The sequence below is a fragment of the Streptomyces regalis genome (assembly GCF_001509475.1).
Lineage (GTDB): Bacteria > Actinomycetota > Actinomycetes > Streptomycetales > Streptomycetaceae > Streptomyces > Streptomyces regalis.
In genome coordinates, this window is record NZ_LLZG01000391.1 from 1 (window position 1) to 12294 (window position 12294).

Annotated in this window: 8 protein-coding genes and 2 pseudogenes; 4 read left to right on the plus strand and 6 right to left on the minus strand. The window is 70.5% G+C overall.

The features are described 5' to 3' along the window. Positions 1-121: 121 nt before the first annotated feature. From ADL12_RS40840 to ADL12_RS55250, 5 genes are all read right to left on the minus strand, one after another. Entirely contained in the window at positions 122-2296 is a 2175-nt protein-coding gene (locus tag ADL12_RS40840) for a 3-hydroxyacyl-CoA dehydrogenase NAD-binding domain-containing protein (RefSeq protein ID WP_062712962.1), read from the minus strand. 50 nt (positions 2297-2346) lie between these two features. Beyond that, positions 2347-3561, minus strand: a complete 1215-nt coding sequence (locus ADL12_RS40845) for an acetyl-CoA C-acetyltransferase (protein ID WP_062712963.1) — start codon at positions 3559-3561, stop codon at positions 2347-2349. A 23-nt stretch (positions 3562-3584) separates the two neighbouring features. After that, complete coding sequence (locus tag ADL12_RS40850) at positions 3585-4727, minus strand: acyl-CoA dehydrogenase family protein (protein ID WP_062712965.1); 1143 nt, start codon at positions 4725-4727, stop codon at positions 3585-3587. Then, entirely contained in the window at positions 4724-5884 is a 1161-nt protein-coding gene (locus ADL12_RS40855; protein WP_062712967.1) for a CaiB/BaiF CoA transferase family protein, read from the minus strand. The genes ADL12_RS40850 and ADL12_RS40855 overlap by 4 nt, the downstream gene beginning before the upstream one ends. Before the next feature lie 169 nt (positions 5885-6053). Further along, positions 6054-6203: a hypothetical protein gene (locus ADL12_RS55250; RefSeq protein ID WP_167364467.1), complete on the minus strand. Its 150-nt coding sequence runs from the start codon at positions 6201-6203 to the stop codon at positions 6054-6056. Positions 6204-6301: 98 nt separating this feature from the next. On the opposite strand from ADL12_RS55250, the gene ADL12_RS40865 reads away from it, so the two are divergent. Continuing rightward, positions 6302-7480: a saccharopine dehydrogenase family protein gene (locus tag ADL12_RS40865; protein ID WP_062712972.1), complete on the plus strand. Its 1179-nt coding sequence runs from the start codon at positions 6302-6304 to the stop codon at positions 7478-7480. 743 nt (positions 7481-8223) lie between these two features. Next, entirely contained in the window at positions 8224-8358 is a 135-nt protein-coding gene (locus ADL12_RS57905; RefSeq protein WP_279617194.1) for a hypothetical protein, read from the plus strand. A 14-nt stretch (positions 8359-8372) separates the two neighbouring features. On the opposite strand, the gene ADL12_RS40870 is transcribed toward ADL12_RS57905, so the two are convergent. Beyond that, positions 8373-9170 carry a YhjD/YihY/BrkB family envelope integrity protein gene (locus ADL12_RS40870; RefSeq protein WP_244188241.1) on the minus strand — a complete coding sequence of 266 codons (798 nt, stop codon included), beginning with the start codon at positions 9168-9170 and terminating at the stop codon, positions 8373-8375. Positions 9171-9753: 583 nt separating this feature from the next. Here ADL12_RS40870 and ADL12_RS51830 point away from each other — a divergent pair. Together ADL12_RS51830 and ADL12_RS40880 are read left to right on the plus strand one after the other, a co-directional pair. Then, positions 9754-10207 (plus strand): annotated as a pseudogene (locus tag ADL12_RS51830) (DUF389 domain-containing protein); the annotation flags it as partial. A gap of 79 nt (positions 10208-10286) precedes the next feature. Further along, positions 10287-12127: pseudogene (locus ADL12_RS40880) on the plus strand (glycoside hydrolase family 15 protein). The last annotated feature ends 167 nt before the right edge of the window (positions 12128-12294 follow it).

Consider the following 12294-nt stretch of genomic DNA (forward strand, 5'->3'; position numbering starts at 1 on the left):
CCCCCGCTTCGGCCCTGAACGGGCCTCGTCCTCAAACGCCGGACGGGCTGGGTAAGTCAGCCCCTCCGGCGTTTGAGGAGCGGGGGTCCAGGGGGCAGAACCCACCCCCCAACCCTCGGCTTCACGCGTCCCCGAACCGCTCCCCCTTCTCCGCCTTCTCCACCAGCAGCACCGGCGGCGTGAAGCGGTCCCCGTAGCGCTCCGCCAGCTCACGCGCGCGTGCCACGAAGCCGGGGAAGCCTCCCTCGTAGCCGTTGATGTACTGCAGGACGCCGCCCGTCCAGCCGGGGAAGCCGATGCCGAAGATCGAGCCGATGTTGGCGTCGGCGACGGACGTCAGGACGCCTTCCTCCAGGAGTCTGACCGTGTCGAGCGCCTCGGAGAACAGCATGCGTTCCTGCATGTCCCGGAAGGGGATCTCGGCGCCCTCGCGCGTGAAGTGCTCGCGCAGGCCCGGCCACAGGGCCGTCCGCTTGCCGTCGGCGTCGTAGTCGTAGAAGCCGGCTCCCCCGCTGCGACCCGTGCGGTCGAACTCGTCGACCATGCGGTCGATGACGGCCTCGGCGGGGTGGGACGTCCAGGTGCCGCCCGCCTCCTCCACGGCCCGCTTGGACTCGGTGCGGATCTTGCGCGGCAGCGTGAGCGTCAGTTCGTCCATCAGGGAGAGGACCTTGGCGGGGTAGCCCGCCTGCGCCGCAGCCTGTTCGACCGACGCGGGCTCGATGCCCTCGCCGACCATCGCCACGCCCTCGTTGATGAAGTGGCCGATGACGCGGGAGGTGAAGAAGCCGCGGGAGTCGTTGACGACGATCGGCGTCTTGTTGATCTGCCGGACCAGGTCGAAGGCGCGGGCCAGCGCCTCCTCCCCCGTGCGCTCACCCTTGATGATCTCGACCAGCGGCATCTTGTCGACGGGCGAGAAGAAGTGCAGTCCGATGAAGTCGGCCTGGCGCTCGACGCCCTCGGCCAGCGCGGTGATCGGCAGCGTGGAGGTGTTGGAGCACAGCAGCGCGTCCGGTGCGACGATGTCCTGGATCTCCTGGAACACCTTGTGCTTGAGCTCCGGGTTCTCGAACACGGCCTCGATGACCGCGTCACAGCCGGCCACGCCCTGAGGGTCGGCCGTCGGCGTGATGCGCGCCAGCAGGGCGTCGGCCTTCTCCTGCGTCGTACGGCCCCTGGAGACCGCTTTCGCGCACAGTTTCTCCGAGTAGGCCTTGCCCTTGACCGCGGCTTCGAGGGACACGTCCTTCAGGACCACCTCGATGCCCGCGCGGGCGCACGAGTAGGCGATGCCCGCGCCCATCATCCCGGCGCCCAGGACGGCGACCTTGCGGACCCCCCGCGCCTCGATGCCCTTGGGGCGGTTGGCGCCGGAGTTGACGGCCTGGAGGTCGAAGAAGAACGCCTGGATCATGTTCTTGGACGTCTGGCTCGCGGCCAGCTCCACGAAGTAGCGGCCTTCGATGACCTGCGCCGTCTCGAAGTCGACCTGCGAGCCCTCGACGGCGGCCGCGAGGATGTTGCGCGGAGCCGGGTAGGGGGCGCCGTTCGTCTGCTTGCGCAGGTTGGCCGGGAAGGCGGGCAGGTTCGCCGCGAACTTGGGGTTGGCGGGGGTGCCGCCGGGGATCCTGTAGCCCGGCTTGTCCCAGGGCTGCTGCGATTCGGGGTTGGCCTCGATGAAGGCGCGGGCCTTGGTGAGCAGTTCCTCGTGGGTGGCGGCCACGTCGTCGATCAGGCCGTTCTGCAGGGCGCGCTGCGGGTTGTACTGGGTGCCCTGGAGGAGGACCTTCAGCAGCGCGTCGGCGATGCCGAGGAGGCGGACGGTGCGGACGACGCCGCCACCGCCCGGCAGCAGGCCGAGGGTGACCTCGGGGCAACCGATCTTGGAGCCGGGGGCGTCGAGGGCGATGCGGTGGTGGCAGGCGAGCGCGATCTCGTAACCGCCGCCCAGGGCCGCACCGTTCATCGCGGCGACGACCGGCTTGCCCAGGGTCTCGATGCGCCGCAGGTTGCGCTTGATCTCCATGCCGCCGTCGAACAGTTCCTGCGCGGTCTCGGGAGTGACCCGGATCAGGTCGCGCAGGTCTCCGCCGGCGAAGAAGGTCTTCTTGGCGGAGGTGATGATGACACCGCGAATGGTGTCCTTCTCGGCCTCCAGCCGGTCGGTGATCACGGCGAGGGAGGCGCGGAACGCCTGGTTCATGGTGTTCGCGGACTGGTTCGGGTCGTCGAGGACGAGGGTGACGACGCCGGTGCGGTCCTGTTCCCAGCGGATGGTGGTGCTCTGTGTCATGACAGGGTCTCCGTAGCAGTCTGTGGGTGTGCCGCTGATTCCGCTGGGAATCAGATGCGCTCGACGATCGTGGCGATGCCCATGCCGCCGCCGACGCACAGGGTCGCCAGGCCGTACCGCTTGTCCTGGCGCTCCAGTTCGTCGACGAGCGAGCCGAGGATCATCGCGCCGGTCGCGCCGAGCGGGTGGCCGAGGGCGATGGCGCCGCCGTTGACGTTGACCTTGTCCAGGGACAGGCCCATGTCCTTCACAAAGCGCAGCACGACGGCGGCGAAGGCCTCGTTGATCTCGACGAGGTCGATGTCGTCGATGGTCAGCCCGGCCTTGGCGAGCGCCTTGCGGGTGGCGGGCGCGGGGCCGGTGAGCATGATGGTGGGCTCGGATCCGGAGACGGCGGCGGAGACGATCCGCGCGCGGGGCGTGAGTCCGTAGCGCTCGCCGACCTCCTTGGTGCCGATGGCGACCAGCGAGGCGCCGTCGACGATGCCGGAGGAGTTGCCCGCGTGGTGGACGTGGTCGATCTTCTCGACCCAGTGGTACTTCTGCAGCGCCACGGTGTCGAAGCCGCCGAGGTCGCCGATGTCCGCGAAGGACGGCTTCAGCTTGGCGAGGGAGTCGGCGGTCGTGCCCGGGCGCAGGTGCTCGTCGTGGTCGAGGACGACGAGGCCGCTGCGGTCCTTGACCGGAACGACCGAGCGGTCGAAGCGGCCCTCCTTCCAGGCCGTCGCCGCCCGCTCCTGGGACAGGGCCGCGTACTCGTCGACGTCACGGCGCGAGAAGCCCTCGATGGTGGCGATCAGGTCGGCCCCGATGCCCTGCGGGACGAAATTGACGGCGAGGTTGGTCATCGGGTCGTTGAACCACGCGCCGCCGTCCGAGGCCATCGGCACCCGGGACATGGACTCCACACCGCCCGCGAGGACGAGGTCCTCGAAGCCCGAACGGACCTTGGCGGCGGCCATGTTCACGGCCTCCAGGCCCGACGCACAGAAGCGATTCTCCTGTACGCCCGCGACGGTGTCCGGCAGCCCGGCGGCGATCGCGGCGATGCGGGCGATGTCGGAGCCCTGGTCGCCGACCGGGCCGACGACGCCCAGCACGATGTCGTCGATCGCGGCCGGGTCCAGGCCGGGGAAGCGGTCGCGGAGCTCGTGGATCAGGCCGACGACCAGGTCGATGGGCTTGGTGCCGTGCAGGGCGCCGTTCGCCTTGCCGCGGCCGCGCGGGGTGCGGATCGCGTCGTACACGTACGCTTCGGTGCTCACTGGTAAGCCTTTCGGGGTGAGGGTCAGCCCAGCAGGGAACGGCCGATGATCTCCTTCATGATCTCGGTCGTCCCGCCGTAGATGGTCTGGATGCGGCCGTCCGTGAAGGCCCGGGCGACGGGGTACTCGGTCATGTAGCCGTAGCCGCCGTGCAGTTGGAGGCAGCGGTCGGTGACCCGCTTCTGCAGCTCGGTCGCCCACCACTTGGCCATGGAGGCGTGCACGGCGTCGAGCGTGCCGTTCGCGTGGTCCTCGATGCAGCGGTCGAGGAACGCGCGCGTGACGGCGCACTCGGTGGCCATCTCGGCTATCTCGAATCGGATGTGCTGCTTGGTGGCGAGCGGCCGGCCGAAGGCCTCGCGTTCCTTGACGTAGTCGGTGGTGATCTCCAGCAGGTGCTCGGCGGCGGCGATCGCGGAGACCGCGATGCTCAGGCGTTCCTGGGCGAGGTTGGTCATCAGGTGGACGAAGGCGCCGTTGAGTTCGCCGAGGAGGTTCTCCCTGGGCACGCGCACGTCGTGGAAGAACAGCTCGGCGGTGTCCTGCGCCTTCTGGCCGATCTTGTCGAGGTTGCGGCCGCGCTCGAAGCCGTCCATCCCGCGCTCGACGACGAGCAGCGACAGCCCGTGCGCCCCGCCCTCGGGGGTCGTCTTCGCGACGACGATCACCAGGTCGGCGAGGATGCCGTTGGAGATGAAGGTCTTGGAGCCGTTCAGCACCCAGTGGTCGCCGCGGTCCTCGGCGTGGGTGCGGATGCCCTGGAGGTCGGAGCCGGCGCCGGGCTCGGTCATGGCGATGGCCGTGATCAGCGAGCCGTCGCAGAAGCCCGGCAGCCAGCGCCGCTTCTGCTCCTCGGTGGCGAGCGAGGTGAGGTACGGGCCGATGATGTCGTTGTGCAGGCCGAGGGCGATACCGGGCGCGCCCGCGCGCGTGAACTCCTCCGCGAGTACGGCGCTGTAGCGGAAGTCGGAGGTGCCGCCGCCCCCGAACTCCTCGGGTACGGCGAGTCCGAGCAGGCCCTGCTTGCCGGCGGCCCGCCACGCGTCGCGCGAGACGATGCCGTCCTTCTCCCACTGCTCGTAGTGCGGCAGCACCTCCCTGGCCAGGAAGGCACGCACGGTCTCGCGGAACGCGTCGTGCTCGGGAGCGAAGATCTGCCGCTTCATTCGAGGCCATTCATGTCGGCGCTGTCCATGTCGAGGCCCTTCGTCAGATCGGGTACGCCCCAGTCGCGCGCCACCTGAGCCGTGTCGGCGCCCGGTTGCGCGGGGCCGGTCCGTACGGCCGTCGGGGTCGCCGAGAAGCGGGGTGCGGGCGCGGGCTGGGTGATGCCGCCGTGGTCGGTGAAGGTGCCGCGGGCGGCGAGGTGCGGGTGGTGCGGGGCCTCGCGCAGGGACAGGATGGGGGCCACGCAGGCGTCGGAGCCCTCGAAGACGGCCGTCCATTCGTCCCTCGTACGGGACTTGAAGCGGGCCGCGACCGCCTCGCGGAGCTCGCCCCAGCGGGCCCAGTCCTTGCGGGCGGAGGCGAAGTCCGTGAGGTCGAGCAGTTCCAGGAACTCGTCGTAGAACTGGGGTTCCAGGGCGCCGACCGCCATGTACCTGCCGTCGGCCGTCTCATAGGTGCCGTAGTAGGGGCAGCCGCCGTCCAGGAGGTTGGCGCCGCGCCGGTCCTGCCAGCCGCCGGCGGCGAGCATGCCGTGGATCATCGCGGCGAGGTGGGAGGCGCCGTCGACGATGGCGGCGTCGACGACCTGGCCGGTGCCGGTCGCGCGCGCGTGGTGAAGGGCGGCGAGGACGCCGATGACGAGGTAGAGGGAGCCGCCCGCGTAGTCGCCGACCAGGTTGGCGGGGACGGCCGGGGGTTCGTCGGGGCTGCCGATCATGCCGAGGGTGCCGGTCAGCGCGATGTACGCGATGTCGTGGCCGGCGCGGTGGGCGAGCGGCCCCTGTTGGCCCCAGCCGGTCATGCGGCCGTAGACGAGCGCCGGGTTGCGGGCGTGGCAGGCATCCGGGCCGACGCCGAGGCGCTCTGCGACGCCGGGGCGGTAGCCCTCGATAAGGATGTCGGCGCGGGCGGCGAGGTCGAGGACGCGGGCGGGGCCGTCGGGGGACTTCAGGTCGACGATCACCGAGCGCTTGTTGCGGTTGGTGACGTCGCACTCGGTGTCGATGGCGAGTCCCGTGCCGCCGGGCCGGTCCACGCGGACCACGTCGGCGCCCAGGTCGGCGAGGAGCATCGCGGCGAACGGGCCGGGCCCGATTCCGGCCAGCTCCACCACGCGCACGCCGGTGAGCGGGCCCTGTCCTGGCGTCGTTGCCATCCAAGCCCCCAGGGAGACACGAAGAGAGCGACCCCGGAGGATCGATCACGGAGATATGACACAACTGCTGTAACACCAGTGATGCTAAGAACTCGTTCCACCAGGCACAAGAGCAAGCGCTTAGGAAGTTACCCGCGGGAAGGCCGACTGCGAACCGCTGCCGGAGAAATCAGCGCCCGTCCAGCTCGGCTATCAGCCGCTTCGGCGCGATCGTGCGGTAGCTCTCCTCCACCCAGTCGCCGCGTGGCTCGACGGCGCCCGGCATCCCGAGGGCGAACTCGCGCGCTTTCTCCCACTTCTTCAGGGCATTCCCGGGCACGGCCACCGCATACCTCCCAGCCTCGTCGTCGGGCTCCGCACTCCTCACGCTAGCCTCGGCCACCGACAACGGCGCGTGCTGCGAGACCGAGGGGTGTCATGACCAGGCTGGACCGGGCGGATCGTCCGTACGACATCGTGCTCTTCGGGGCCACGGGCTTCGTCGGGACACTCACGGCGGAGTACCTCGCCGCGCACGCGCCCGAAGGGCTGCGCTGGGCCGTCGCGGGCCGCAGCAAGGAGAAGCTGGAGCGGCTGCGCGAGTCGCTGCCCGGCGGCGCGGGGATCGAGGTGCTTGAGGCGGACGTCTCCGATGCGGCCTCGATGCGCCGTCTCGCCGAGCACGCGCGCGTGGTGGCCACGACGGTGGGTCCCTATGTGACGTACGGCGAGGACCTCGTCGCCGCCTGCGCCGACACCGGCGCCGACTACCTCGACCTGTCGGGTGAGCCGGAGTTCGTGGACCGGACCTACGTCCGGCACGACGCACGCGCGCGTGAGACGGGTGCGAGGCTGGTGCATGCCTGTGGCTTCGACTCGATCCCGCACGACCTGGGCGCGTACTTCACCGTCCAGCAGCTGCCGGAGGGCGTGCCGCTGACCGTGGACGGGTTCGTGACGGCCGACGCCACCTTCTCGGGCGGCACGTTCGCGTCGGCGCTCAATCAGTTCTCGCGCGGACGCCAGATGCTGACCGCCGCCCGCGACCGCGCCCACCACGAGCCGCGGCTGATGGGGCGCCGGGCACTGGCGCCGACGGGTGCGCCCCGGTTCGCCAAGGAGGTCGGCGCCTGGGCGGTGCCGCTGCCGACGATCGACCCGCAGATCGTCAAGCGATCCGCGCGGGCCCTCGAGCGCTACGGCCCCGACTTCCGCTACCGCCACTACGCCGCCGTACGGCATCTGCCCATCGCCCTCGGCGGAGTCGCTGCGATGGGCGCGCTTGTCACGGCCGCCCAACTGCCGCCCGCCCGGCGTTGGTTGTCCGACCGGCTGAAGCCCGGTGAGGGGCCGAGCGCCGAGAAGCGCGCGAAGAGCTGGTTCTCGGTCCGCTTCGTCGGCGAGGGCGGTGGCCGACGGGTCTTCACCGAGGTCTCGGGCGGCGACCCCGGATACGGCGAGACGGCGAAGATGTTCGCCGAGTCGGCCCTGTCCCTGGCCTTCGACGACCTGCCGCCGACGGCCGGGCAGGTCACGACGGCCGTCGCGATGGGGGACGCGCTGATCGAGCGGCTGCGTGGAGCGGGGATCACGTTCCGGGTCGCCGCCGCCAAGTGAACCAGCCCGCAGCTTGTCGGACCGGGCCACGGCCAGAGCTGCCGTGCGCTGAAGGCCTGTCGCAAGTGCGTCGCTGAACGCGACGGCGCGCGCGAACAGGGGCGGCAGCAGGGCGACCTGCCCTTCCCCGTGCACCGCAAGGGGGCGCGGACGGGCCCGGTTGCGTCCGGGAGCTGCGGTCGGCGCGTGTCGGCGCTGCGCGCTGCGGCGGCCGCAGCCCCGACTCGGGAGTGCGGCGCAGCGCCGCGGCGCCGTTCCGCTGCGCTGCAGCGCAGCCGCGCGGGCGCCGCGCCGACCGAGACGAGCCCGGCGCCGCGGACGCGGGTGGGCCAGCGACGTCGGCACCGCGGCCAGGCCCTGCGCCTGGCGCGGCTGCCGCCCGCCGTATTACCGACTGGCGTGGAGCGCGTTGATCGCGCGCCGACGCGCACGGGCAGAACACCTGCGCCACCGGCGTCCCGTATCGCAGGCACTGGAGGCACTGGAGGCACTGGAGGCACTGGAGGCACTGGATTAGATGGTCGAGCCGTTCCTCACTGCTTGCACGCGCGCTGCCGGGGGACCGAACGGCCGCCCCAGACCGCGGCGCGCGACCTCGACGGCGAGGTACCCGACGCCACGGCGGGCCGGCCACGTGAGGCGGCCGAGTCGACGGCACCACGGCCGGCCGGCTTCCCGCCGGGCGGCATCCGGGTGCCACCGGTGCACATTCCGCACGCGATCGAGTCCTCGCCGACGGTCCGGTGCTGCCGGTCCTGGTGGACGGCGAGAACCGGCTCGTCACCCTGCGGGCGTACATGCAGGTGACGGGCGACGGCACGTCGACCTCCCTTCCCGCCCGCCGCCCCTCCGCCTCGGAACCGGCGGCACGTACCTGATTCCGGCGCGGCCGTCAGGGTGGCGACGTCAGGGTTCCCAGACGGCGCCGCAGGAAGGACTCCTGGGACAGCACCGCGCCCACGCTGAGGCCGATCGCGACGGCCACACACACGACGATCAGCCAGGACAGCAGGACGAAGACCGAACCCGCTGAACCGTAGTCGGCCAATGCCCGGTTGAGGGCCCGTGGCATGTAGAAGTGCGCGGTCACGGACAGGCCGCTGACCGCGACGGCCGTGATGACGGCCCCTGGCAGGAGGGGCTTCCACCGGACGATGCCGCCGAGCAGCAGATGTTGGGTCCACCACCACATGACCGCCTGTATGACCAGGACGACCGGGAACCCCAGCCCCGCCCCCAGGCCGAACCCGTTGTGCAGCAGCCCTTGCACGACCAGTGCGCCGAGCCACAGGGCGATCCACGCCACCCACCTCCACGGAGCGACCTTCGCCTCGGTCCGGGGCAGCTGCCAGGCACGTCTGCACAGCCGCTGCACCGCGCGGCTCACCGCGGTCGCCGACAGCAGCACCATCAGTCCACCCACCAGACCGGTCGCCTGGCGCAGGTCGTCGGTCGGGGGCTCGAACGCCTGCTCCACCTGGGCTTTCGCCTGCCCGGTCAGCCCGAAGACGGCGCTGACCGATGCAGTGACCTGGTGCTGCACCGCCTCCGGCGCGTACGCACCCACCACGAACAGCAGCGGCACGGCGGTCAGGAAGCACTGCGCCGCGATACGGGTGGCGGAGTCGAAGATGTTCACCGACACCAAGCGGTCCACGAGTGCTGTGACCACCGGGAAGCGGGTCTCCACGCGCGCGTGGAACGCTCTCAGCCAGACAGTCGGTTCCCTGATACGGCCGCGCCACCAGGCTTCGCGTCTCACCCGGCCTGGTCGACTCGGCGGCTTGCCCACCTTGCCGACGGCATCGCTGCGGAAGTCTTCATCGAGCCGCTCCTTCCCATCTCCAGGGTGCGCGACGACGCGGCCCACGGCACGCCGCCGCCTCGCCGACGCACGGCAAGTCCTCCTCCTTCCTCACCTCGCGGATGGAGCGTGACGCGATCCGGCCGGTTGACGCGCCGGCTCGGGCACGCGGAGGGAGCACCTCCCCCGGCGGCTCACCGCGCATCGGGCGATAGTGGGTGCGTACCTGAGTTCCACCGTCGGCCCTGGCTGACAGCGCTCGCCCAGCGGATCGTGTGCTTCGCCCCTCTGGCTCTTGATCATCAGCTCGCCGCGCAGCGGATCGCCGCAAGGAAGAGGCACTTCTGCCGCCGGAGCCGCCGGAACCGCTGGATTCGCAGTACGCGGACTTCGAGCCGCTGCAGCCCCACGAGCCAGGCGTCACCGTGGACGTGGCCGGGATGCCATCCGCTCTCACCCGGTCGGCGAGGGCACCTACCTGCAGTCCTTCTACCTGTTCCTGACCGTCGCCGGGATCATCGGCTCGGTCGGCATCATGACGAACTCTCAGATCCTCATCGTGGCGGCCATGGTGGTCGGCCCCGAGTACAACGCGATCGCCGGCGTCGCGCTCGGCCTGGACCGCCGCAACCGGCGCAGGGTCCGCGAGGGGCTGCGTGCGTCGGCGGTCGGGTTCTCCCTGGCCATCGTGGTCACCTCTCATCGACACGCCGAATTTCTTCTCCGTCGCCGTGGCCTTCCTCGCCGGCATCGTCGGCATCGTCTCGCTGACCGAGGCGCGCGGCAGTGCCCTGCTGGGCGTGTTCCTCTCCGTCACCACCATCCCCGCCGCCTCGGGCATGGCGGTCTCCTTGGCGTTCGCCGACTGGCACCACGCATGGGGCTCACTGGTCCAGCTGCTGCTCAATGTGGCCGTCCTCGTCCCCGCGCGAGGATCCGGACCGCAGGCTTAGCCTGATCTAGGGGAATTGGGATGAATTGCACATCGGAAGGGCAGCCCCGATGGGCGACTACCCACTGATCGAGAACCATGGCCTCCTCGGTGATCTGCAGACCGCGGCGCTGGTGACGACCGACGGGAGCGTCGACTGGTTCTGCGCCCCGAGATTCGACTCGCCCAGTGTGTTCGGCGCACTGCTGGACAAGGACAAGGGCGGGCACTGCACGGTCCGCCCGATGCATCACTCGTACGCGACCAAGCAGCTGTACCTGCCCGATACGGCGATCCTGGTCACCCGGTTCATGACGGAGGCGGGCGCCGGAGAGGTGATCGACTTCATGCCGGTGACCGGAACGACGGTCACGGAAAGTCACCGCCTCGTGAGGATGGTCCGCTGCGTGCGCGGCAGGATGACGTTCGAGTTGGAGATAGCGCCGAGGTTCGACTACGGGCGGCAGGCGCACCGTCTGCACATCAGCACGCACGGGGCGGTGTTCGCCGCGGAGGACGGCTCGGAGCTCACCGTGCACCCCATCCGGGAACCGGACGACGAGCGGTTGCTGGACGTGCTCGCCGACCGGCGGGACGCTCTGCACTTCACGCTGACCCTGGAGGCCGGCCAGGAGCGGGGGCTGGCCCTGGAGTGGGCCGCCGAGGGGCCGCCCAGGGAGATGCGACTGGCCGAGTACCAGCAACTGTTCGACGAGACGGTGCAGTTCTGGCATACCTGGCTGCGTCAGTCGCGCTACACCGGGCGCCTGGCGCGAGACCGTGGAGCGTTCCGCGATCACGCTGAAGCTGATGACCTTCGCGCCCACCGGCGCCGTGGTGGCCGCCCCGACGGCGGCGCTTCCCGAGCAACTGGGCGGCGAGCGCAAACTGGGACTACCGGTTCACCTGGATCCGTGACGCGTCCTTCTCGGTGTACGCCCTGCTGGGTCTGGGCTTCACCGACGAGGCCCGGGCGTTCATCCTGTGGCTCGCCGACCGGGTCGAGGAGCGGGCCGGAAGGGACGGTGACACCGGTCCGCTGAACATCATGTACAAGGTGGACGGGTCCTCCGACCTGGACGAACAGGTTTTCGACCACTGGGAGGGCTACGCGGGTTCAGCGCCGGTACGGATCGGCAACGGCGCCGCCTCGCAACTCCAGCTGGACATCTACGGCGAGGCGCTGGACAGGATCCACTTCGCGCACCGGCACGGGCTGCAGATGGGGCACCGCGGCTGGAACGCGCTGCTGACGAACCTCGACTGGCTGGTCGACCACTGGGACCAGGCGGAGGAGGGCCTGTGGGAGACCCGCGGCGGCCGGCAGGACTTCACCTACGGTCGCGTCATGTCCTGGGTGGCCTTCGACCGCGCCCTGCGGCTCGCGGAGTCCAACGGCCGCCCGGCCGCCGCCGAACGCTGGCGCAGGGCCCGGGACGACTGCTACGAGCAGGTCATGGCCAAGGGCTGGAGCGAGGAACGTCAGGCCTTCGTCCAGCACTACGCCACCGATGTCCTCGACTCCTCGCTGCTGCGCATGTCGACGGTCGGGTTCCTCACCCCCCAGGACCGGATGTGGACAACGACCCTCAGCGCCATGGAACAGGAACTGGTCAGCGACAGCCTGGTCTACCGCTACAACCCCGAGGCATCGCCCGACGGCCTGCGCGGCTCGGAAGGCACCTTCTCGCTGTGCACCTTCATGTACGTCGACGCCCTGGCGCGCGCGGGACGGACCGACAAGGCACGGCTGGTGCTCGAGAAGATGATGGGCTACGCCAACCATCTCGGCCTGTACTCGGAGGAGATCGACCTGACGGGCCGCCAACTGGGCAACTTCCCCCAGGCGTTCACCCATCTCGCCCTCATCGACGCGGCCATCACCCTCAACGCCGCTCTCGACCGCGGCTAGTGCTCCGACCGGGACCAGCGGATACTCCCAATCGTCGGCGCCCAGGTACCAGTCGTGCAGCGCGAGCGTCTTCTGGAACCGGGCCGCAGGCCACGCCCACGATGTCGGCCGTGAAGCGGCTCCGGCGGTGGGAACGGTGGGTGCCGAGTGGGGTGGGCTCCGTGCGG